We start from the raw sequence: 21158 nt of genomic DNA, 5'->3' as shown, positions 1-21158 counted from the left end.
GCTCCTGACAACGGCAGCGACCGCGCTCATGCTACTGCCGCACTACGCCATGGCACAGGCCACCGGCCCTGCCCCGGCCCAGCAGCCCGCCGCCATCTCGGGCGCATTGGATCGCGCCTTCGGCCAGATGGCCGGCGCGCAGAGCGGCGGGTCGCTGTCGCTGTCGCTGCAGCTCCTGCTCATCATGGGGCTGCTGACGATCCTGCCGTCGCTGATCCTGATGATGACCAGCTTCACCCGGGTTCTGGTGGTGCTGTCGATCCTGCGCCAGGCGATGGGCCTGCAGCAGTCGCCGCCCAATCAGGTGCTGATCGGCCTGTCGCTGTTCCTTTCGCTGTTCATCATGGGCCCCACGCTCGACAAGGTGAACGCAAACGCGATCCAGCCCTATGCCAGCGGACAGATCGGCGCGGAGCAGGCCTTCGTGGCAGGTGGCCGGGAATTCCACGCCTTCATGATCCGCCAGACCCGCGAGACGGACCTGCGCATGTTCTCGGAAATGGCCAAGGCGCCCAAGTTCGCCAGCCCCGCCGATGTGCCCTACTCGATCCTGCTCCCCGCCTACGTCACCAGCGAGCTGAAGACTGCGTTCCAGATCGGTTTCATGCTGTTCCTGCCGTTTCTGGTGATCGACCTCGTCGTTTCCTCCGTGCTGATGAGCCTCGGCATGATGATGATGATGAGCCCGACCATCGTCTCGCTCCCGTTCAAGCTGCTGCTCTTCGTCCTCGTCGATGGCTGGGCGCTGCTGATGGGCAGCCTCGCGGCAAGCTTCGGGTAAGCGGCAATGGACGACACCGCTTCCCTCCTCGCGCTCGCTGACCGGATGCTTTGGATCACCGCGCTCGTCGCCGCGCCGATCCTCATTGCCTCGCTCGCGGTCGGCCTCGTCGTCGGCGTGATCCAGGCGGCGACTTCGGTCAACGAGCAGACGCTGACCTTCGTGCCCAAGCTTGCGGTCACTGCCATCGTGCTGGTGCTGTTCGGCTCGGCCATGCTTGGCCTCATCGGCGATTTCACCAAGGAGATCTTCGACCAGATCGCCATGACGGGGCACAGTTGACGTGCTGCAGATGGACTTCGGTTTCGGCGCGCTTGAGGCGGACTTCTGGCGCTGGATGTTCGTGATGACGCGCATCGCCGCCGCCATGTTCGCAGCGCCGCTGTTCGGCACCGGAACGGTCCCCTACCAGATCCGCATCGTCGCCTCGGGCGCCATCGCCCTGCTGGTCTGTGGCTGGACCGATGTCGCAGCGCCGACGGCACTTCTTTCGATCAACGGCATCCTGTCTGCCGCCAACGAAGTGCTGATCGGCCTTGCGATGGGCTTTGCCCTGCAACTCTCCTTCGCCGCCCCGACACTCGCCGCCGAAGTGATCGGCGGTGGCATGGGCATGTCCATCGCTACCACCGCAGACCCGGTCAGCGGCGCGCACTCGCCTGCGATGGGCCAGTATTTCGCCGTCGTCCTCACCGTGATCTTTCTCGGCACCGGGGCGCATCTCAACTGGATCGCGCTGCTGGTCGACAGCTACCGCACCTTCCCGCCCGGCACCTCGTGGCTGGCGGCAAACCGGATCGACCTGATCGGCCAGTTCGCCACGCAGATGTTCGTGACTGCGATCCTGATCGCCCTGCCCGTCACGCTGATCCTGCTGCTGGTGCAGGTTACGACCGGCATCATCAGCCGCTCTGCCCCCAGCCTCAACCTGTTCTCGTTAGGCCTTCCCGCAGGCGTGCTCGCAGGCCTTGCCGCGATGATCGCCGCCGCCCCGATGCTGACCGACGTCATGGTCGACATCTCCGCCACTGCCGTCGCCAACGCCGGCGCGCTGGTCCTGAAATAGGAGGCGGGCATGGCCGAACAGGAAGGCGAGAAGTCCTTTGCCCCGACAGAAAAGCGCAAGAAGGACGCTGCGAAGAACGGCGATGTCCTGCGCTCCAAGGACCTCACCACGGCCATCGGCGTGCTCGTCGGCGCGGTCTGGCTGAAGTTTGCCGGCCCCTGGATGTTCGATGCACTGCAGGACACCCTGCGCGCCTCGTTCATGCTTGATCGCGCGGCCATCGAGGACTTCGCCCCCGCCAAGCTGCTGACCGGCGCACTGATCGCGGTCCTCCCGCCAGTGATGCTGCTTGGCCTGATGGTGCTGGCCGCGTCGGTCTTCTCGCAGATCGGCCTGTCCGACGGGCGCTGGATACCCTCGAACCTTGCCCCCAAGGCCTCGCGCATCAATCCGCTCTCGGGGCTCAAGCGCATGTTCGGCGCGCAAGGGTGGATCGAACTCGCCAAGAGCCTTGCCAAGCTGATCCTGCTCGGCGCCATCGCATATTCGTGGGCATCGGGCCGCATTGCCGGAATGGTTGGCCTCGGCCAGGGCAGCATTCATGGCCAGCTCGTCGCCGCATGGGACACCATCGTATCCCTCGCCTTCGCGCTTGCCTCGGGCCTGATCGTCATCGCGCTGGTCGATTTCGCGATCCAGTGGGTGCGCCGTTTCCTGCGCCTGCGCATGACGCTGCAGGAGGTGAAGGACGAGCACAAGGACGCCGAGGGCTCGCCCGAAAAGAAGGCCGCGATCCGGGGCAAGCAGCGCCAGCTCGCCATGGGCGCCATGCAGCAGGCGATGCAGAAGGCGCAGTTCGTCATTACCAACCCGACGCACTTCTCCGTCGCCATGGTCTATGATCCCGAGCTTGCGCCCGCGCCCGTCGTCCTCGCCAAGGGCCGCGGCGAAAAGGCGCTGGCGATGCGCGAACTGGCGGCGGAACTGGGCGTGCCAACGCTAGAAATCCCGCCGCTCGCCCGCTCGGTCTACTTCACCACGCGCGAGAACCAGATGATCCGCGAAGACCTCTACGCCGCCGTCGCCTCGGTCCTCGCCTTCGTCCTTTCGCTCAAACGCGGCGACAATCCCGACCTCCCTTCGATCGACCTGCCGATCCACATGCAGTTCGACGCAGACGGGCGGCCTGAAGCCGTGATCGACCTTAAGACCGCGCCCGCGCGGCCGTCCTAAGTCCCATGGCAACAACTCCTTCATCGACCGCCTCGACTTCGGCCACCGCGCAGATCGTCTCGGCGCTGGGCGGAGGCAGCGGGATCAACACCGCGCAGCTTGCCGAACAGCTTGCTGCCGCACAGTTCGCGGCGCGGCTCGATCAGCTTTCTGCCCGGAATGACAAGCTCACCGCGCAGATCTCCAGCGCTTCGAACCTGCGGTCGCTGATGACCACGCTGGCATCCTCGATCGGCTCGCTGATCCGCACCGGCGACCTTGCCGTGAACCCGTCGATCTCGGCCGGCAGCGTCGCCAGCGTCAGCAAGGGCACGGCCACCGGCAGCGGCACCTACAGCCTCGAAGTGACCAGCCTTGCCAATGCGCAGAAGCTGGTGACGCCCGCCTATGCCTCGTCCACTGCAACGGTCGGCTCGGGTACGCTGACGCTGCGCTTCGGCACGGTGTCGGGCGGAAGTTTCAACCCTGATGCCAGCCGCTCGCAGGTGGACATCGCGATCCCCACGGGCGCGACGCTGGCCGACGTTGCCACCGCGATCAACAACGCGAACACAGGCGTTACGGCGTATGTGGCCAATGGCTCTGCGGGCGCGCAGATCGTGCTCAAGGGCCAGGAAGGCGCGGCCAACGGCTTCGTCATCGAGACCACCCCCGATGTCGGCGGAGAGGCTCTTGCCGATCTCGCATGGACCCCGGCAAGCGCAGGCACGCGCCTCAAGGCCACGGCATCGGACGCGGCCTTCAACATCGACGGGATCGGCTATACGTCGAAGAGCAATACCGTGAACGACATCGTTCCCGGCCTCAGCATGAAGCTGACCGCAACCAACATCGACAATCCCGCGACGATCAGCTTCAGCGATCCGTCCGGCGGCATCAGCACGGCGATGACCGATCTGGTCGACGCACTGAACGAGGTCGTCTCGCAGCTCAACACCGCGACGGACAAGACCAGCGGCGAGCTCAACAACGATCCCGGTGCCCGCGCCCTGCGCACCGCGCTGACCGCACTTCCGGGCACGAAGATCATGCCCAACGCTGCCGATGGCAAACCTTCGACCCTTGCCGACCTCGGGCTCAAGATCGAGCGCGACGGCACTTTCAGCCTCGACAGCACGCGTCTTTCGAACACGCTGAAGGCCAGCCCGCAGGAAGCGGGCGCGATGTGGATCACCGGCATCTTCGGCGTCTTCGCCACGGTCGACAAGATTGCCCGCGCGGCATCCTCGACCACCGGCATCTCGCTCGGCAGCTCGATCACGCGCTACACAGCACTGCAGAAGAGTGCGACCGAGAAGACATCGGACCTGACCGAGAAGCAGGAAGCGCTGCGCCAGCAGCTGGTTTCGCGCTTCGCATCGATGAACACCCGCGTCAGCGGCTCGCAATCCACGCTTACCTTCCTACAGGCGCAGATCGACGCCTGGAACGCATCGGGCAAGAACTGACATGCTGCACCATCGCAAGGACCCGTCCGAAGCCTACCGCCGCGTCGATTTCGACGCTCGCGTACGCGGTGCGGATTCGCGCCAGCTTGTCGATCTGTGCCTCGAGCAGGTCATTGGCTCTGTCGGCCGCGCGATTCATGCGCACGAGCGCCAGGACAACGCGGCCAAGAGCGCCGCGCTCACCCGCGCCGTTTCCGCGCTGACCGCGCTGCAGATGGGCGTGGACGTGTCAAACCCCACCGCTGCCGCGCTGGTCCAGCTCTACCAGTCTGCACGCAACGCGATCCTCGATTGCGTGACGCGCTTCGATGCCGACACGCTCCGTACGATCCGTCAGGATTTCAGCGAGATACGCGAAGCAATGCTGCGCAGCATAGCGGCCTGAACTCACGCAATATCGAAACAGGAAAAGCCCGGGGCCACTGCTGGCTCCGGGCTTGTTTCCCTCGCGCGCAGGGGACGTGCACGCGGGGGAACTCCAGGGTCGAACCTATCCCATGCTGCACGCCGCGATCAGCGCTGTGCCAAGATCGTCAAGATCGAGCTCGCTTTCCGCAGCCCCGGCATCGATCGCAGCACCCGGCGCTTCGGATACCAGCGCGCTCTTGCGATCCTGCGCGAATGTCTTGCAGCCGCTGTCGCGCATCAGCTTGAGGCCCTTGGCCCCATCGGCGCCCATGCCGGTCAGCACCGCACCTGCCGCTGGTACCGAACCACGCGCGATCGATCCGAACAGCAGGTTTGCCGAAGGCCGCATTCCCTCCACCGGATCGCGGTCGATCAGGCGCAGCTTGGCCGGGCTGCCCGGCTCGATCACCATGTGGCGATCGGGATCGTAGGCAATGTGGATCGAACCCTGGGTCAGCGGCGTGCCATCCTTTGCCGCTTTGACCGAGCACTTCAGTTCGCTTTCCATGCGCTTGATGAACGTTTCGACGATGCCAGGTTCGGCATTGAGCGCGATGACGGTTGGCGGGCACTTCTCGGGGAAATCCTCCAGAAGCTGCGTCAGCGCGTCGATGCCGCCCATCGAGGCCGACATCGCAAGGATGTGCCCGTTCCATTCGAAGTTGGTATCGGCCACCTTGCGCTCGCGCGGGGCCTTGCGGTCCTTGACGTTGCTGTTGGCCGCGGCCAGAACGATCTTGCCAAGCTTGCCCACGGTCTTGCTGAACTGCTCGGGCGTTGCCTTCAATGGCTTGGGGAAGCACTCTACCGCGCCCAGCTCGTAGGCCTTGAGCGAGGTCTCGGTGCCCGCTTGCGTAAGGCTCGAGAGCATGACCACCGGCAGCGGATTGCTGCCCATGATCTCCTCCAGAAACTCGATCCCGCTCATGCCGGGCATTTCAACGTCCAGCGTGACCACGTTCGGGCGCAGTTCCTTGATCTGCTCGCGTGCCTCTGCAGCATTCGCTGCCGCGCCGATCACGGTCACGTTCTTCGACTGGTCGAGAATGTCGGAAAAGAGTGCCCGCATCGCTGCGGAATCATCGACAACCAGAACGCGTGCTTCATTCATGTTGAACGGAACCTTCCAAAGGCATTGTTTGGCCTGCATCCGTCCTACGCGCGAAGCACCGATCAATTCCTGTGCCATGCCTTACGTATCTCACCGTAGGCCCCGCGAAAGCCTGCCTTTCCGCTCCTGCTCTATTCCGGAAAGCCTGTTGCCGCGCCGGTCCTGTCGGTCCGGTCCAAACGAGCCGGAGGAAGAGCATCTCCATGACGTCGATCACCTTGCCAGCCCGCTGCGATCGCGCCGCTGCCGAAGCCCTGCTGCCGGAAATGATCGCGGCACTGGGGTCCGGTGCCCTGCAGATAGACGCGCGCGAGTGCCAGCAGATCGGCCAGGCCATGCTGCAGCTCCTCGTCAGCGCCCGCCAGACCGGCGAAGGCGCAGTGATCCTGCCCTCGCGCGCACTGGAAGACGTTGCCGCGCTCACCGGTCTGACCGACGAACTGTTCTCCGGATTGATCGCATGACCGCCGAAGAAATTCAGGCGATCTTCTTCGCCGAATGCGAAGAATCGCTCGCCGCCGCCGAGCAGGGCCTCGCCGCCTGCCGCGAAGGCACGCAGGACAGCGACACGGTCAACGCCGTGTTCCGCGGCGTCCACTCGATCAAGGGCGGTGCGGGCGCGTTCGGCTATGTCGCGCTCCAGGGTTTCACCCATGTCTTCGAGACGCTGCTGTCCGATGTGCGCGACGGCACCGTTGCCATCACCGAACCGCTCACCGACCTGCTCCTGCGCGCACTCGATACGCTGAGCGATCACGTTACCGCTGCGCGGGACGGCGGCGAGCCACCCGAAGACGGCGCCCTGCTGGCGGAACTGACCGCCTCGATGGCTGCCAATGCCGGTGCGGCCCCTGCGCCTGCGCCCGCAGTCGCGCCGCCGCCCGAACCCGTCGCCGCCACGTCTCCGGAACCGGAAAGCTCGTCGGACGACTTCGATTTCGACCTCGATCTCGATGCCCTGCTCGACGATATCTCCGGCGAGATTCAGCCCGAGGCAGATGCCACCGAGGCCGCCCCCGCACCAGCTCGCTGGAGCGTTCGCCTGCGCCCGCATTCCGGTGCCATGCGCAACGGCAGCGAGCCCCTGCTCATGCTGCGCGAAATGAGCGACCTCGGCGGCCGCTGCGAGGTCTGCGACGTATCGTCGGTGCCCCCGCTCGATTCCTTCGATACCGGCACCGGCTACCTCGGCTGGACCTTCAGCTTTCCCGCCGATGTCAGCGAAGCCAGCGTGCGCGATGTCTTCGACTTCGTCGGCGACGATTGCTCGCTCGCATTGGGTGCGGACGCAGAGATGCCCCCTGTGCAGCATCGCGAAGTGGCTCCACCGGCGCCGACACCCGTCATCGCCGCGGCAGATCCCGTGCCCGCTGCGGCTGCGCCATCCGTCCCGGTTGCAGCCGTCAAGCCCAGCGATGGCGAAAGCGCACGCGCTGCCCCTCCCCCCGCAAATGGCTCCGCGCCGCCCGCCCCTCCTGCACCCGGCCAGTCGATACGCATCGAGCTGAACAAGCTCGACAAGCTGATCGATGCCGTGGGCGAGCTGGTCATTGCCCAGGCGATGATGGCACAGCGACTTGCCGGACAAGGTCTCGCCGTTGCAGAGGAAATGGCGATGATCGAAGGCCTGACCCGCGACATCCAGGAATCGGCCATGGCCATCCGCGCCCAGCCGATCGGCTCGGTATTCAGCCGCGTGCCGCGCATCCTGCGCGAACTGGCCTCGTCCACCGGCAAGCACGTCCGCCTCGAAGTCTCGGGCGAAAGCACCGAACTCGACAAGACCGTGATCGAACGCCTCGGCGAGCCGCTGACCCACCTGATCCGCAACGCGGTCGATCACGGCATCGAACCGGCCGACGAGCGCATCGCTGCCGGCAAGACCGCGGAGGGCACGCTCACCCTCTCGGCAGAGCACCGCTCGGGCCGCATCCTCATCCGCATCGCCGACGACGGCAAGGGCATCGACCGCGAGCGCGTGCTCGCCAAGGCGATCGAGAAGGGCCTCGTCACTGCCGACACCATCCTGTCCAAGGAGGAGATCGACCTCCTGATCTTCGCGCCGGGCTTCTCGACCGCGCAGCAGGTCTCGAACATCTCGGGCCGCGGCGTTGGGATGGATGTCGTGCGCCAGAACGTGAAGGACCTGGGCGGGCGCATCACCATCGATTCCGAGCCCGGCAAAGGCACCACCTTCACCCTCACCTTGCCGCTCACCCTCGCGATTTCCGACGGCATGGTCGTCAACGTCGGCGACCAGACGCTCGTCGTCCCGCTCGCCAACGTGGTCGAGAGCCTGCGTCCCGAACCGCATGAAGTGCAAGGGTTGGGCGCAAACCGCAGCATGATCAACGTGCGGGGCCGCTTCATTCCGGTGATCTCGCTGGCCCAGTCGGTCGGTGCCGCCCGGGCTGTCAGCGATCCGCGCGAGGCCGTGCTGATCGTGGTCGAGACCGAAGGCGCAGGCCGGGCCGCGCTGATGGTCGATGCGATCTGCGACCAGCGCCAGGTCGTGATCAAGAGCCTCGACACCCATTACCGCTCGGTCGAGGGCGTCGCGGGGGCTACCATCCTCGGCGATGGCCGTGTCGCGCTGATCGTCGATGTCGACAGCCTCGTCTCGCGCAGTCTCGCTTCTGCAGGCAATGCTGCCGCCAATCTGGCCGAAGCCGCATGAGCCTGATGGACGCGCTCGATGCGTCGATGCCCGGGGTCAGCCCCGGGGTGTTCGACGAGGCGGATTTCCGCGCCATCTCGGAAATCGCCCATGCCGAGGCCGGTATCGTGCTGGCTGCCGGCAAGGCCATGCTGGTCTATTCGCGCATCTCCCCGCTGGTCCGTGAATCAGGCTGCGCCACCTTCGGTGCCTATGTCATGCGCATCCGCGAGGACGCTGCCGAGCGCCAGAGGGCGATCTGCGCGCTGACCACCAACCACACCTTCTTCTACCGCGAAGCCCACCACTTCGAGCATTTCGCCCGCGACGTCCGCCCCGGCTACCTCGACCGCCTCCAGCGCGGCGGCAAGATCCGCCTCTGGTCGGCCGGTTGCTCCAGCGGCGAGGAAACCTGGTCGCTGCTGATGACCCTGCTCGGCGAGGATACCTCGCAAGGCACCGCCATCGCCCGCAAGGACCTGCGCCTGCTCGCAAGCGACATCGCCACCCACGCGGTGAACAAGGCCCGTGCCGCAACCTATCGCAGCGAAGACCTCAAGCCCGTGCCCGAAGGCTTGCGCCGGGCATGGACGCGCAGTTCGGGCGATGAGACCGTGATCGCGCCGGAAGTCCAGCAGATCGCGCGCTTCCGCATTCTCAACCTGCTCGGCGAATGGCCGATGCAGGGCCAGTTCGACACGATCTTCTGCCGCAACGTGATGATCTATTTCGACGGCCCGACCAAGGAGCGCCTCGTTGCGCGCTTTGCCGAAAAGCTCGCGCCCGGAGGCTGGCTCTACATCGGCCATTCCGAACGCGTCACCGGCCCGGCGCTCGATCTGCTTTCCACCCAGGGTCCCACCATCTACCGCAAGAGGGCCGCATGACCATTCGCGTCGTCATCGTCGAGGATTCGCCAACCATGCGCGCGATCCTCACCAATCGGCTGAGCAAGGAGCCCGACATCGAAGTCGTGGCCGCTGCCGCCAATGCCGCCGAAGGGCGCCAGATGATCCGCGAGCTGGACCCCGACGTGGTCACGCTCGATATCGAGATGCCCGGCATGAACGGCCTGGATTTCCTCGCCAAGATCATGGAACTGCGCCCCACCCCGGTGATCATTGTCTCCGGCTCGACCCAGCAGGGCAACGAGATGACCGCCCGTGCGCTCGCACTGGGCGCGGTCGATTGCTACGCCAAGTCGGGCGGCGGCACCGGCCTCGACGATGCCGGCAAGCTCGCCCAGATGATCCGCGAGGCGGCCAAGGTGCAGTTCCCCCCCCGCGCCGCGCAATCGAACCATCAGGCCAGCCGTCCGGCACCCCGCCCCGCGAGCACTGTCGCCAACGAAGCGCGCACCCTTCTGGCTGACCGCCCCGCCCTGATCGCCATCGGCTCGTCCACCGGCGGGGTCGAGGCACTGCAGACGGTGCTGGCAGGCTTCCCGGCGGATTGCCCGCCAACTGTCATCGTCCAGCACATCAACGCCCGTTTCGCCCCGGCTGTCGCGCGCACGCTCGACCAGTCATGCCCGCCGCGCATCCTCGTTGCCGAGCCCGACATGCCGCTCAAGGACGGCCACGTCTACCTCGCACCCGGCGACGAACGCCATCTCTCGCTTGGCGGCAGCGCCTCCTACCACTGCAAGCTCCGCAGCGGTCCGCCGGTCTCCGGCCACCTGCCGAGCGTCGACGTGCTGTTCGCCTCGGTTGCCGAGGTCGTCGGTGCCCGCGCGGTCGGCATCCTGCTGACGGGCATGGGCGCAGACGGCGCGCAGGGCCTGCTCGCCATGGCGCAGAAGGGCGCGCGCACCATCGCGCAGGACGAGGCCACCTGCACCGTCTTCGGCATGCCCCGCGCTGCGATCAACCTCGGCGCTGCGCGCATCGTCGCTCCTCTGGGCGCCATCGCTCGCCACGCCTTCAGCAAGGCCGCATGATATGAGTGCTGAACTCCCCATCCCCGGCACCCCGCCGCTCGACCGCATCACCGTGATGCAGGGACAGGCGCTTGCCAGCGCCAGTGCTTCGGTCGAGTATTCGACCGTGCTCGGCTCCTGCGTCGCCACCTGCCTCTTCGATCCAGCGGCCCACGTCGGCGGCATGAATCACTTTCTGCTGTCAGAACCGCCCGCCAATGTTCCCGGCGCGCAGGTCGACGAGCATTACGGCGTCTATCTGATGGAACTGCTGGTCAACCAGATGCTCAGCCGCGGCGCGCGCAAGGCCAACCTCAAGGCGCACCTCTATGGCGGCGCCAACGTCAACCGCAACATGATGCGCATCGGCACGATGAATGCCGAGTTCGCGCGCGAATTCCTCCGGCGCGAAGGCATTGCCCTGATGCGCGAGGATCTGGGCGGCACCAATGCCCGCCGCGTCGATTTCCGCCCGGCATCGGGCCAGGTCCGCCTCCGCACGGTGGAAGACCGGTTCGCGCCCCCCGTCCAACCCACGCAACGCCCGGCCGTGGACCGCGGCGACGTCGAACTGTTCTGATCTTCGAGAAGCGAGCCCATCCCATGAGCAACACCACCCGGATCCTTACTGTAGACGACAGCCCGTCCATGCGGGCCCTCCTCAATCACGCCCTGTCCGGCCACGGCTTCGACGTGGCGCAGGCCGAGGACGGCATGGCCGCACTCGACTGGCTGGCGATGAACGAGGTCGATGTCGTCATTACCGACATCAACATGCCCCGCCTCGACGGCTTCGGCCTTATCGAACGCCTGCGCGAGGGCAGCCGCCACCGCGACCGTCCGATCCTCGTCCTCACCACCGAAAGCTCGGACGAGAAGAAGGCCCGTGCCCGCGCGGCGGGGGCTACGGGCTGGATCGTGAAGCCTTTCGATCCCGAAAAGCTCGTCGCCGCTGTCCGGCGCGTAGCCCACTGATATCTCTTGAGAGGAGTCCGACCATGCTGCGCGAACTGATCACGTTCGAGGTTGAGGGACAGGTCTTTGGCCTCGACATCATGGCCATCCGCGAGATCCGCGCGTGGTCGCCCACCACGCGCCTGCCACGCGTGCCGTCCTATGTCGCAGGCGTCGTCAACCTGCGCGGCACCGTCCTGCCGGTGATCGACCTCGCCGCCCGCCTCGGCTGGCGTGCCACCGAAGCAACGCCCCGCCACGCGATCATCGTCACCCAGCAGGGCGCGCAGATCTCGGGCTGGATCGTCGATTCGGTCAGCGATATCGTCACGCTCGACAGCGAGACGCTGCAGCCCCCGCCGCCGACTTCGGCCGGAGACACCGTCGTCCCGTTTCTCGAAGGCCTCGCCGCAATCGAGGACCGCATGGTCATGGTCCTGAATCTTGCCGCGCTGTCCGACGGCGCCCAGCTTGCTGAAGCCGCCTGAGCGAAGGGAGCGCCGCCTCATGGCCGAAGTCACCCCCAAACAGGCTACGCACCGGCAGATCGCCGTCGTGCTCGAGGAGCTCGCCGAGGAAGTCGAAGCCCTCGGCGCATCCCTGTGCATGGACATGGACATCGCCATGAAACACATGGACAAACTTCAGGCGATCGACCTCATCGCCCAGAAACAGCGCTCCCTGGGCCGCCTGCTCGTCGCCGAACGCCCTGCCGAGGAGATCGAGCGCATCGCGATCGACGTTCTGCGCGACAGGATGCGTCTTTCAGGGTGATCCCGGCCGCTCCCCCTCGCGCGTCCGGGATCCGGCGGGGCGGCCATCAACAAGATGGCGCGCCCCGTTTTCACATCAGGTGGTTCAGAACTGGAAACCCACCCTTGCGCCAACCACTCTCGCGGTCTGCCCGGCCGCCGGCAGGGCACGAACGGCACCGGTGGGCAGATTGGCAAAGGTGTGGGCGAGATAGGCCACCGGCACACGCTGTTTGGTCAGGTTGCGCACGAACAGCGCCGCCGTCCAGGTGCCCTCGGGATGGCGCACACCAAGCCCGAGATTGACGAGAGCATTGGCGCGGAACCGGTAAATCGGGTCTGCCCGCGGCGCGAGCAGTGTGGCGCTGCGATAGACAACGTTGGTGTTCGCGAAGAACTCGAGCCCGTCAGACACCTCATGGCCATAATCGGCAGAGAGCGTGATCTTGTGGCGCGGCGCATTGATCAGCTGGGTGCCGCCCAGGGACTGGCCATCTTCACCCACGAACCCGGTGGGATACCGGACATCGTTGTACTGGTATCCGGCATTCACGCTGAAACCGCGCGTGATCTGGCCGAATGCGGTCAGCTCGAAGCCCTTTGACACAGTCTCCGGAACATTGAGCGGCCGCGAGATCAGGGCCCCGCCGATCAGCACGTTCGCCTGGCTCTGGAAGTTGCGCAGCTTGGTGTAGAACGCGTTGGCCGAAAGCTGGAGACGCCCGACTCCGAGTTTCGCGCCGATTTCGAAAGCGTCCGACAATTCCGGATCGAGCACGAACAGCGCGCCCGACGGATCGGTGCCCACTGCCGGCGGCTTGTAGCCACGCGAGAACGAACCGAAAATGTTCACGTCGGCGTTGGGCTGGTAGCTCAGGCCGATACGCCCCGAGAGATTGCCGTCTTCAAGCTCCAGCGTGCGGACGGGACCGGGGGTGCTGCGAAATACCTGGATCTGCGTGGTGTTGCGGTAATCGTCGTAACGCAGACCGCCGAAGAGTTCGATCTGTTCGGTAAGGTTGACGGTCACGTCGGCAAAGGCTGCCAAGGTGCGGTTGTTCGTGATTTCCCGCGTGAAGCTGATCGGCACGGGACATACGGTTCCGGCGAAGTTGCAGACGCTGAACCCGACGCGTTCGGCGGGCAGCGCACTGCCGAAGATCACCGGCTCGCCGATCGGCGTGCGATCGAACGCGAAGTCGGTGTAGAACACCCCGCCCACCACGTCGAAGCCGTTTCCGGTATAGTTCAGACGAAGTTCCTGGCTGAAGCCGTTGGACTCTTCAGCGGTACGCTGTTGGCGTGCAGCGGGAGCGGTGGTCAGGCGCGAGAAGTCCCGGCTGATCACGAGGTATTCGCGATCACGGAACCCCGAAACCGAGGTGAGCGAGAGCGAATCGGACAACTCGACATCGATCACCGCAGAAACTGCCGCAACCGTTGTGGACTGCTCGGTCGGCGTGTTTTCGCAATACCATTCAGCACGTTCGCTGATGACAGGCATGGCGCAGCCGGCCGGGTTGAGGAACGCTGCGGTCGCGACGGAACCGACAGTCCCGCCCGGAGGACCGAAGGGCGTGGTCGAGTTGGGCCTGGTTGCCAGGGCAAAGAAGGTCTGCCCGCGACCATCGTTCTCGCCATATTCGCCCGAGAGGGTGATCGACACGGTATCGCTCGGCTCGTACCGCAGCTTCGCCCTGATCCCGAAGTCCTCGATCACGTTGTCGAGACCGGTGGTCGAGCTACGCTGCAGGCCCGTTTCGCGGCGAAGCTGGCCCGAAACGCGCAGTGCAAGATTGCTGGCCAGTGGCAGATTTACCCCGGCATTGACGATGAGTTCGCCGAACTCGGCCCCCGCGGTGCCCTTGTCAGCCCCGTCGATGCTGAAGTTCGCGCCGAAGCGATCGAACTCGGGCTTGCGCGTGCTGATGTTGAGCACGCCGGCCGAAGCACCCTGGCCGAACAGCGTTCCCTGCGGTCCACGCAGAACTTCGACCTGGGCCATGTCGAACAGCACGGGGAAGTTCAGGTTTCCGATCGGAACCTGGTCGATCACCAGAGCCACCGAAGGTGCAACCGAAGGATTGAAAACACCGGTGCCAAAGCCACGCAGACGGCCGCCACCGTTCGATTCACCGCCGAAGGTCTGGGCGACTTCGAGAGCCGGGGTGATCCGCTGGAGATCCGTCACGTTGTAGATCTGGTCGCGCTTGAGCTGGTCTGCTGTTGCGACCGAGACCGCCAGCGGCACGTCGATCAGATTTTCGACACGCTTGCGCGCCGTTACGACGATTGCATTCTCGTCTTCCACCACCGCTGCTTCCTGCGCGCTTTCCTGCGCAAGAGCGCTCGGAGCCGAAGCGAGGGCGACGATCGAAAGACCGCACAACAGGACACTGCGCCTGATTTCCGTCATTGCATTTACCTCCCCAAGTCATGCTTGAGCGACCTGCGACCAGAAGTCGCGGTCAGCTGCAGGCAGGGCGGTTAGCGGGAAAGCAGGCGAAGGAATAATTTTTATTTGGAGGATATATTCATCGATCTCGTAAATAATAGTATCATCAATATAATCTCTTTTATGAATTGATATAATTCCTCCAACACACCTTTCCCTTTTTGTCTATTCTGTATCTTTTTATTTCTACTTCTCTCTTCTCAGCGCTTTGGCCCGTTCTTTCTCGAGCGATTAAAATTCTGAAAGATAGTCATAAAAGTCTTCTTCAGGGCAGCGCACCCCCTTGTCGGAGATCGTGCCGGTCGATCATGTCCGGACACATTTGCGTCATCACGGCGTGATGCCTGCTGACCGCATATGCATTGCCAATACGCATAGCACTCACTGTCCTTGACCCTGCGCCCTTGCCCGCGCAAAGCTTTCTCCATGTGGCAGCTTCATCAATTTCCCCTGTGTCCGTTCTCTCGCAAGGTGCGTCTTCTGCTCAGCGAAAAGGGCGTTGCCTATGATCTGGTTAGGGAGAATCCGTGGGAGCGGACCGAAGCGTTCGGAAAGCTCAGCCCGGCATACCGCACCCCGGCGATCCACAATCCCGAGCGTGGCGTCATTCTGGCCGACAGCCGGGCGATCTGCGAGTATTTCGAAGAGACCGTCGACAAGACGCCGATGATCAACGGCACGGCCGTGAATCGCGCGGAAATCCGCCGTCTGGTCGCGCTGTTCGACGAGAATTTTTACGCCGACGTCACGCAGCCGCTGCTCGAGGAGCGGATGAAGAAGCGCCTCGTCTATCGCAGCCCGCCTGACAGCAAGCGCTTGCGTGATTCCATGAGGCTGGCGGACGAGCACTTGTATTATATCGATTATCTGATCGACAATCGCCCCTGGCTGGCAGGTTCGACGATGAGTCTCGCTGATCTCGCCGCCGCCGCGCAGATCTCGGTCGCCGACTATCTCGGCGGCATCGACTGGTCGGGGCACGAGCAGGCACGCAGCTGGTATTCGGTGTTCAAGAGCCGCCCGAGCTTCCGCCCGCTCCTGTCCGAACGCATGGACGTGATCCAGCCGCCGAGCCACTATGCGGACGTGAATGCGTGATGGTTTTGGTGTTTGGTTGATAGGGAATGGGCCCCGGCCTTCGCCGGGGTGACGATAAAAGGCAGGACTTCGAGTTAGTTACACGTCGCCCCGGCGCAGGCCGGGGCCCACGACATTGCGTTTCAGCATTTTCTTGCAGCCGCAAACCGCGATTTCCAACTCTACCCCAACTCCCCCCTAACTCCCCTGAACTCTCAGGGGCAAACGGGGGGCAAAGTCACAACCCGTGGTAGTCCTTGTACCATGCCACGAAGTTCGGCACCCCGACCTCGATGCTCGTCGTCGGACGGTAGCCAAGGTCGCCCGCAATCGCATCGATATCGGCGAAGGACTGGCGGACGTCGCCGGGTTGCATCGGCATGAGATTCATCTCGGCCTTGCGCCCGAGCTGCTCTTCCAGAATCGCGATGACCTTCATCAGGTGCTCGGACTTGTGGTTGCCGATGTTGTAGAGGCGGTGGGGTTTTTCGCTGCCGCCGGCCTTGACCGCGCCGTCATCGGGCGGCGGGTTGTCGAGGCAGGCGATGACGCCGCTGACGATGTCGTCAACGTAAGTGAAATCGCGGTACATGTCGCCGTGGTTGAACACGTTGATCGGTTCACCGGCGAGAATTGCCTTGGTAAACAACCACATCATCATGTCCGGGCGCCCCCATGGGCCATAGACGGTGAAGAAGCGCAAGCCCGTGAGTGGCAGGCGATAGAGGTGGGCGTAAGTCTCGCTCATCAGTTCGTCCGCCTTCTTGGTGGCGGCGTAGAGCGAGAGCGGGTGGTCTACGCGGTCGTCCACCGAGAAGGGAAGCTTTGTATTTCCACCGTAAACTGACGACGAGCTGGCATAGACCATGTGCTCGACCCCGCTATGGCGCGAGACTTCGAGCAGGTTGAGGTGGCCGACGAGGTTGGACTGAACGTAGGCGTGCGGGTTTTCGATCGAATAGCGCACCCCGGCCTGCGCGCCCAAGTGAACGACGCGTTCGAACTGCTTGTCTGCCAGCGCGGCAGTGAGGCCTGCATAGTCGGCGAAGTCATTGCGACAGAACGAGAATCGTGATCCGCCCTGTTCGACCAGCCGCGCCAGCCGCGCTTCCTTGAGGCTGACGTCATAGTAGTCGTTGACGATATCGACGCCGACGACCTCGTCCCCGCGCGCGAGCAGGCGGGTGATGAGCGAGTAGCCGATGAAGCCGGCGGCTCCGGTAACGAGGACTTTCACGTTGGCTTCTCTTTCAAATTCCTGGCGTCCCCGCGCAGGCGGGGACCTCAGTCGGTTTACGCCAGTGTTCCTTGAGAACACCGAAACCCCCGCCCCTCAGAAACCTTTGGCGCGGGGGCGCAGCGTAGTGGGATTGCTCAAAGTTTCCAGTCGGCGCGCTCGCCCAGCACGCCCTTGAGGTCCGCCAATGTGCCGCCTGGTGCCACCAGTGCCGCGATGCGGTCTGCGCCAGCGGCCAGATAGTACTTGTGCGGAACTGCAAGGAAAACAAGGTCATAGGCCTGCTCAAAGGCATCGCCCGCAAGCTGGATGCCATATTCGAGCATGGCTTCGGCGTTGTCGGCGTGGGGATCGTGAACGGCGACCTTGTGGCCGAGCGCTTCAAGTTCGGCGACGACATCGGCGACTTTGGAATTGCGCAAATCCGGCACGTTTTCCTTGAAGGTCAGGCCGAGGACGAGCACCGAGCCGGGCTTTTGCCCCCGCTTTTCATGGAGTTGGCTAGCAACCCACTGCGCCATGCCATCGTTCACCCCGCGCCCGGCAAGGATCACCTGCGGATCGTGGCCAAGGGCTTCGGCGCGGGCCGAGAGGTAATAGGGATCGACGCCGATGCAGTGCCCGCCGACGAGGCCGGGGGTGAAGGGCAGGAAGTTCCACTTGGTGTTCGATGCGGCCAGCACATCCCAGACCGAGAGGTCCATCTTCGAGAATATCTGGGTGATCTCGTTCATGAAGGCGATGTTGATGTCGCGCTGGGCATTTTCGATGACCTTGGCGGCTTCGGCAGCCTTGATCGAGGCGGCACGAAACACGCCGCCGCTGGTGATCGCGCCGTAGAGATCGGCCACGCGATCAAGCACTTCGGGGGTTTGCCCCGAGACGACCTTGGTGATGCGTTCGATGGTGTGTTCGCGATCGCCGGGGTTGATGCGTTCCGGGCTGTAGCCGAGGAAGAAGTCCTCGCCGCACTTGAGGCCGGAGACCTGTTCGAGAATCGGACCGCAGATGTCCTCGGTGACGCCGGGATAGACGGTGCTTTCGTAGACGACTACGGGCGCGCGCCCTTCCTTCACGGCATCGGGCAGCATCCTGCCGACGGTGCGCGAGGCGGCTTCGACAAGGCGCAGGTCCGGGCGGTTCTCACCGTCGATGGGCGTGGGCACGGTGACGATGTAGAAATCGCTCGGCGGGCAGACCCCGGCATCACAGGTCAGGCCAAGGCTCGACATCGAGAGTAGCGCCGGTTCGATCTCGCGCGTGCGGTCATGCCCTTCGGACAGCTCGGAAATGCGCTGGACGTCAATGTCGAAGCCGGTGACGAAGAACTTCTTGGCAAGCGCGACGGCGAGCGGCAGGCCGACGTAACCGAGGCCGAGAACGGTGACGCGGGTGGTGGCGGACACCAGCGGATCGAGGCCGCGCACTGGAGCAGGGGCAATGGTCGGGAACTGGACTGTCACGGGACAGGCGGCCTTTCATGGTTGACGCATCGCGCGCCGGATTGCCGCCCTGCTTAAATCGAGGCTCTTATTTCACGGTTAACACTCAGCAGATATTGGAAGCGCCATGACGGAAAAGACCATCCTTGTGGTGTTTGGCACCCGCCCCGAAGCGATCAAGATGTTTCCCGTGGTTCACGCCCTTGCAGGCGATCCGCGCACCCGCGTCGTCACCTGCGTTTCGGCGCAGCATCGCGGGATGCTGGATCAGGTGCTGGAGATTGCCGGTATCGTGCCGGACTTCGACCTTGACCTGATGAAGCCGGACCAGACGCTGGACGGGCTGACCGCCGCGCTGCTGACCGGGCTTGGCAAGGTGATGGACCAAACTTCGCCCGACTGGGTGGTGGTTCAGGGCGATACGACGACGGCCATGGCAGGCGCGTTGGCGGCCTATTACCGCAAGCTGCCGGTGGCGCATGTCGAGGCGGGATTGCGCAGCCACAACATCTATCACCCCTGGCCCGAGGAGGTGAACCGCAAGATCATCGGCACGATTGCGAAGCTGCACTTTGCGCCGACCGATGTTTCTGCAGCAGCACTGCTGGCGGAGAATGTTGACGCCAGCACGGTTCACGTGACCGGCAATACCGTGATCGATGCGCTGCACTGGGTAACCGCGCGGATCGAGGCCGAGCCTGCGCTGGCTTCCGGCCTTGCGGAGATCGAGGCGCGTTTTGTCGGCAAGCGGGTGATCGGCGTGACCAGCCATCGGCGCGAGAACTTTGGCGGGGGACTTGAGAACATTGCCGAGGCGATTCGCCGCATTGCAGAGCGCGAGGATGTGGCAGTGGTCTTTCCGGTCCACCCCAATCCCAACGTGCGCAAGGTTATGGATGCCGCGCTTGCGGGCCTGCCCAACGTGGCGATGATCGAGCCGCTGGATTATCCACACTTCGCCCGGCTGCTGTCCGTGGCCGAGATCATGCTGACCGATTCGGGCGGCGTACAGGAAGAGGCCCCTGCGCTGGGCAAGCCGGTGCTGGTCATGCGCGAGACGACCGAGCGGCCGGAAGGCGTGACTGCCGGGACCGCAAGGCTCGTCGGCACCGATGTTGACCGTATCGTTTCCGAAATCTTCACCCTGCTCGACGATAACACTGCCTATTCGGCCATGGCGCGTGCGCACAACCCGTTCGGGGATGGGCAATCGGCGCGCCGTATCGTGGAGTTGCTGGCGAATGATGGGTGATGTGAAGCCGGACGTCTGTGTTGTCGGCCTCGGCTATATCGGACTGCCAACCGCTGCCATCATAGCCCGCGCGGGGTGCCGCGTGCTTGGCCTCGACGTGTCGCAACACGTGGTCGACACGATCAACCGCGGCGAGATCCATATCGAGGAAGTGGACCTCGACGGGCTGGTTCATGGCGTGGTGCAGCGGGGCCTGCTGCGCGCATCAACCGAGATTGCACCCTCCGACGTCTTCGTGATCGCGGTGCCGACTCCGTTTGCCAAGGACGGGCACCATACGCCGGACATTTCCTATGTGCTGGCGGCGGCGACGCAGGTCGCTGCGGTGCTGAAGGCGGGCGACACGGTGATTCTCGAATCGACCTCGCCCGTCGGCACGACCGAGCAGATGCGCGATCTGATGGCGGGCTTGCGGCCTGACCTCAAGTTTCCCTTCCCCGATTCTTTGGGCAAGACCAAGGAAACACCCGACGTTTCCATCGCCTATTGCCCCGAGCGCGTGCTGCCGGGGCGCATTCTGGAAGAGCTGACCAACAACGACCGCTCGATCGGCGGGATCACGCCGCGTTGCGCGCGCAAGGCGCTGGCGTTCTACAAGCGCTTCGTGCGCGGGACTTGCGTGACGACCGATGCGCGCTCGGCCGAGATGACCAAGCTGGTCGAGAACGCCTATCGCGACGTGAACATCGCCTTTGCCAACGAATTGTCGATGGTGGCGGACCGGATGGGGCTGGACGTGTGGGAAGTGATCCGCCTCGCCAACCGGCACCCGCGCGTGAACATCCTGCAGCCCGGCCCCGGCGTTGGCGGGCACTGCATCGCGGTGGACCCGTGGTTCATCGTGGCAGGCGCTCCGGATGAAACCCCGCTGATCCGCACCGCGCGCAATGTGAACGATGGCAAGATGCACCATGTCGTCGCCAAGGCCTCGGCACTGGTCGAGGAGCATCCGGGGGTGAAGGTTGCGTGCCTTGGCCTGGCGTTCAAAGCGAACATCGACGATTTCCGCGAGAGCCCGGCGCGCTATGTCGCGGCGAGTCTGGCGCGCAAGTTCGGTTCGCGTGTGCATGTGGTCGAGCCCTATGCGGGCGAGTTACCGCGTGAATTCGAAGGTACGGGCGCTGTGCAGATCGACCTCGACACCGCGCTGGAAGAGTGCGGCGTGCTGATCGTGCTGGTGGACCACGACGTGTTCAAGGTGATCCCGCTGGCCGAGCGTTCGGGCAAGGTTGTCTATGACACGCGCGGGATCTGGCCGGATCAGCCGGGGGTTGATGTGGTTGGTGCGGGGTTGAGGCTGGCGAGCTAGGCGCTCGGCTAACGACAAAAAGCCCGTCACCCCGGACTTGATCCGGGGTCCCGCTTTCCTTGCGATTTCAGCTTTGGCCAAGAAGGCAGCGGGACCCCGGGTCAAGCCCGGGGTGACGG

The 21158-nt window shown here is 64.4% G+C and carries 21 protein-coding genes; 17 read left to right on the top strand and 4 right to left on the bottom strand.

From position 1 onward, the window contains the following. The first annotated feature begins 49 nt into the window (after positions 1-49). From fliP to ACZ1JX_RS00365, 6 genes are read left to right on the top strand one after another with little or no spacing between them, the layout of a single operon-like run. Positions 50-781: a flagellar type III secretion system pore protein FliP gene (fliP, locus tag ACZ1JX_RS00390; RefSeq protein WP_465126457.1), complete on the top strand. Its 732-nt coding sequence runs from the start codon at positions 50-52 to the stop codon at positions 779-781. 6 nt (positions 782-787) lie between these two features. Beyond that, positions 788-1063, top strand: coding sequence for a flagellar biosynthetic protein FliQ (locus ACZ1JX_RS00385; RefSeq protein WP_465124866.1), 276 nt, complete (start codon positions 788-790; stop codon positions 1061-1063). Between the two features lie 10 nt (positions 1064-1073). Then, the gene (gene fliR / locus ACZ1JX_RS00380; RefSeq protein WP_465126456.1) at positions 1074-1847 is read left to right on the top strand and encodes a flagellar biosynthetic protein FliR; all 774 of its coding nucleotides are present in this window, start codon (positions 1074-1076) and stop codon (positions 1845-1847) included. Between the two features lie 9 nt (positions 1848-1856). Then, positions 1857-3020, top strand: a complete 1164-nt coding sequence (locus ACZ1JX_RS00375) for an EscU/YscU/HrcU family type III secretion system export apparatus switch protein (protein WP_465124865.1) — start codon at positions 1857-1859, stop codon at positions 3018-3020. A 5-nt stretch (positions 3021-3025) separates the two neighbouring features. Further along, positions 3026-4468 (top strand): flagellar filament capping protein FliD, encoded by a 1443-nt coding sequence (fliD, locus tag ACZ1JX_RS00370; RefSeq protein ID WP_465124864.1) that lies wholly within the window; start codon positions 3026-3028, stop codon positions 4466-4468. A gap of 1 nt (position 4469) precedes the next feature. Continuing rightward, positions 4470-4853 carry a flagellar export chaperone FliS gene (locus ACZ1JX_RS00365; protein WP_465124863.1) on the top strand — a complete coding sequence of 128 codons (384 nt, stop codon included), beginning with the start codon at positions 4470-4472 and terminating at the stop codon, positions 4851-4853. Positions 4854-4958: 105 nt separating this feature from the next. Here ACZ1JX_RS00365 and ACZ1JX_RS00360 read toward each other — a convergent pair whose 3' ends face one another. Continuing rightward, positions 4959-5987 (bottom strand): chemotaxis protein CheB, encoded by a 1029-nt coding sequence (locus tag ACZ1JX_RS00360; RefSeq protein ID WP_465124862.1) that lies wholly within the window; start codon positions 5985-5987, stop codon positions 4959-4961. A 203-nt stretch (positions 5988-6190) separates the two neighbouring features. On the opposite strand from ACZ1JX_RS00360, the gene ACZ1JX_RS00355 reads away from it, so the two are divergent. From ACZ1JX_RS00355 to ACZ1JX_RS00320, 8 genes are read left to right on the top strand one after another with little or no spacing between them, the layout of a single operon-like run. After that, on the top strand, positions 6191-6451 hold the full coding sequence (locus ACZ1JX_RS00355) for a chemotaxis protein CheX (protein ID WP_465124861.1): 261 nt from the start codon (positions 6191-6193) through the stop codon (positions 6449-6451). Further along, complete coding sequence (locus ACZ1JX_RS00350; RefSeq protein ID WP_465124860.1) at positions 6448-8664, top strand: chemotaxis protein CheA; 2217 nt, start codon at positions 6448-6450, stop codon at positions 8662-8664. Before ACZ1JX_RS00355 ends, ACZ1JX_RS00350 begins: the two co-directional genes overlap by 4 nt. Further along, positions 8661-9530 (top strand): CheR family methyltransferase, encoded by an 870-nt coding sequence (locus ACZ1JX_RS00345; RefSeq protein WP_465124859.1) that lies wholly within the window; start codon positions 8661-8663, stop codon positions 9528-9530. Before ACZ1JX_RS00350 ends, ACZ1JX_RS00345 begins: the two co-directional genes overlap by 4 nt. After that, positions 9527-10582, top strand: a complete 1056-nt coding sequence (locus tag ACZ1JX_RS00340) for a protein-glutamate methylesterase/protein-glutamine glutaminase (protein ID WP_465124858.1) — start codon at positions 9527-9529, stop codon at positions 10580-10582. Before ACZ1JX_RS00345 ends, ACZ1JX_RS00340 begins: the two co-directional genes overlap by 4 nt. Before the next feature lies 1 nt (position 10583). Beyond that, positions 10584-11141, top strand: coding sequence for a chemotaxis protein CheD (locus ACZ1JX_RS00335; RefSeq protein WP_465124857.1), 558 nt, complete (start codon positions 10584-10586; stop codon positions 11139-11141). A 23-nt stretch (positions 11142-11164) separates the two neighbouring features. Next, complete coding sequence (locus tag ACZ1JX_RS00330) at positions 11165-11536, top strand: response regulator (protein WP_465124856.1); 372 nt, start codon at positions 11165-11167, stop codon at positions 11534-11536. A 23-nt stretch (positions 11537-11559) separates the two neighbouring features. Beyond that, positions 11560-12003 (top strand): chemotaxis protein CheW, encoded by a 444-nt coding sequence (locus ACZ1JX_RS00325; RefSeq protein ID WP_465124855.1) that lies wholly within the window; start codon positions 11560-11562, stop codon positions 12001-12003. A gap of 19 nt (positions 12004-12022) precedes the next feature. Next, complete coding sequence (locus ACZ1JX_RS00320) at positions 12023-12289, top strand: hypothetical protein (protein ID WP_465124854.1); 267 nt, start codon at positions 12023-12025, stop codon at positions 12287-12289. Between the two features lie 84 nt (positions 12290-12373). Here the strand turns inward: ACZ1JX_RS00320 and ACZ1JX_RS00315 are convergent, their stop codons facing one another. Beyond that, on the bottom strand, positions 12374-14683 hold the full coding sequence (locus ACZ1JX_RS00315; RefSeq protein ID WP_465124853.1) for a TonB-dependent receptor: 2310 nt from the start codon (positions 14681-14683) through the stop codon (positions 12374-12376). A gap of 465 nt (positions 14684-15148) precedes the next feature. Here ACZ1JX_RS00315 and ACZ1JX_RS00310 point away from each other — a divergent pair, with 465 nt between their 5' ends. Continuing rightward, positions 15149-15820: a glutathione S-transferase family protein gene (locus tag ACZ1JX_RS00310; protein ID WP_465124852.1), complete on the top strand. Its 672-nt coding sequence runs from the start codon at positions 15149-15151 to the stop codon at positions 15818-15820. A 217-nt stretch (positions 15821-16037) separates the two neighbouring features. Here ACZ1JX_RS00310 and ACZ1JX_RS00305 read toward each other — a convergent pair whose 3' ends face one another. Both ACZ1JX_RS00305 and ACZ1JX_RS00300 read right to left on the bottom strand, forming a co-directional pair. Then, positions 16038-17036 (bottom strand): GDP-mannose 4,6-dehydratase, encoded by a 999-nt coding sequence (locus tag ACZ1JX_RS00305; RefSeq protein WP_465124851.1) that lies wholly within the window; start codon positions 17034-17036, stop codon positions 16038-16040. 137 nt (positions 17037-17173) lie between these two features. Next, positions 17174-18499: a nucleotide sugar dehydrogenase gene (locus ACZ1JX_RS00300; protein WP_465124850.1), complete on the bottom strand. Its 1326-nt coding sequence runs from the start codon at positions 18497-18499 to the stop codon at positions 17174-17176. Between the two features lie 106 nt (positions 18500-18605). Between ACZ1JX_RS00300 and wecB the strand changes: the two genes are divergently transcribed. Together wecB and wecC are read left to right on the top strand one after the other, a co-directional pair. Then, on the top strand, positions 18606-19730 hold the full coding sequence (gene wecB / locus ACZ1JX_RS00295; protein WP_465124849.1) for a non-hydrolyzing UDP-N-acetylglucosamine 2-epimerase: 1125 nt from the start codon (positions 18606-18608) through the stop codon (positions 19728-19730). Further along, the gene (wecC, locus tag ACZ1JX_RS00290; protein WP_465124848.1) at positions 19720-21039 is read left to right on the top strand and encodes a UDP-N-acetyl-D-mannosamine dehydrogenase; all 1320 of its coding nucleotides are present in this window, start codon (positions 19720-19722) and stop codon (positions 21037-21039) included. Before wecB ends, wecC begins: the two co-directional genes overlap by 11 nt. The last annotated feature ends 119 nt before the right edge of the window (positions 21040-21158 follow it).

Source organism: Novosphingobium sp. BL-A-41-Hi4A-0G (genome assembly GCF_055521735.1).
Note: the sequence above shows the minus strand (reverse complement) of the source record. Positions and strands in the feature narration are given on the sequence as shown.

Bases quoted from the DNA above. Each gene is read 5' to 3' on its own strand.
- fliP (WP_465126457.1), top strand. From the start codon at position 50: ATGGCACAGGCCACCGGCCCTGCCCCGGCCCAGCAGCCCGCCGCCATC.
- ACZ1JX_RS00385 (WP_465124866.1), top strand. From the start codon at position 788: ATGGACGACACCGCTTCCCTCCTCGCGCTCGCTGACCGGATGCTTTGG.
- fliR (WP_465126456.1), top strand. From the start codon at position 1,074: ATGGACTTCGGTTTCGGCGCGCTTGAGGCGGACTTCTGGCGCTGGATG.
- ACZ1JX_RS00375 (WP_465124865.1), top strand. From the start codon at position 1,857: ATGGCCGAACAGGAAGGCGAGAAGTCCTTTGCCCCGACAGAAAAGCGC.
- fliD (WP_465124864.1), top strand. From the start codon at position 3,026: ATGGCAACAACTCCTTCATCGACCGCCTCGACTTCGGCCACCGCGCAG.
- ACZ1JX_RS00365 (WP_465124863.1), top strand. From the start codon at position 4,470: ATGCTGCACCATCGCAAGGACCCGTCCGAAGCCTACCGCCGCGTCGAT.
- ACZ1JX_RS00360 (WP_465124862.1), bottom strand. From the start codon at position 5,987: ATGAATGAAGCACGCGTTCTGGTTGTCGATGATTCCGCAGCGATGCGG.
- ACZ1JX_RS00355 (WP_465124861.1), top strand. From the start codon at position 6,191: ATGACGTCGATCACCTTGCCAGCCCGCTGCGATCGCGCCGCTGCCGAA.
- ACZ1JX_RS00350 (WP_465124860.1), top strand. From the start codon at position 6,448: ATGACCGCCGAAGAAATTCAGGCGATCTTCTTCGCCGAATGCGAAGAA.
- ACZ1JX_RS00345 (WP_465124859.1), top strand. From the start codon at position 8,661: ATGAGCCTGATGGACGCGCTCGATGCGTCGATGCCCGGGGTCAGCCCC.
- ACZ1JX_RS00340 (WP_465124858.1), top strand. From the start codon at position 9,527: ATGACCATTCGCGTCGTCATCGTCGAGGATTCGCCAACCATGCGCGCG.
- ACZ1JX_RS00335 (WP_465124857.1), top strand. From the start codon at position 10,584: ATGAGTGCTGAACTCCCCATCCCCGGCACCCCGCCGCTCGACCGCATC.
- ACZ1JX_RS00330 (WP_465124856.1), top strand. From the start codon at position 11,165: ATGAGCAACACCACCCGGATCCTTACTGTAGACGACAGCCCGTCCATG.
- ACZ1JX_RS00325 (WP_465124855.1), top strand. From the start codon at position 11,560: ATGCTGCGCGAACTGATCACGTTCGAGGTTGAGGGACAGGTCTTTGGC.
- ACZ1JX_RS00320 (WP_465124854.1), top strand. From the start codon at position 12,023: ATGGCCGAAGTCACCCCCAAACAGGCTACGCACCGGCAGATCGCCGTC.
- ACZ1JX_RS00315 (WP_465124853.1), bottom strand. From the start codon at position 14,683: ATGACGGAAATCAGGCGCAGTGTCCTGTTGTGCGGTCTTTCGATCGTC.
- ACZ1JX_RS00310 (WP_465124852.1), top strand. From the start codon at position 15,149: ATGTGGCAGCTTCATCAATTTCCCCTGTGTCCGTTCTCTCGCAAGGTG.
- wecB (WP_465124849.1), top strand. From the start codon at position 18,606: ATGACGGAAAAGACCATCCTTGTGGTGTTTGGCACCCGCCCCGAAGCG.
- wecC (WP_465124848.1), top strand. From the start codon at position 19,720: ATGATGGGTGATGTGAAGCCGGACGTCTGTGTTGTCGGCCTCGGCTAT.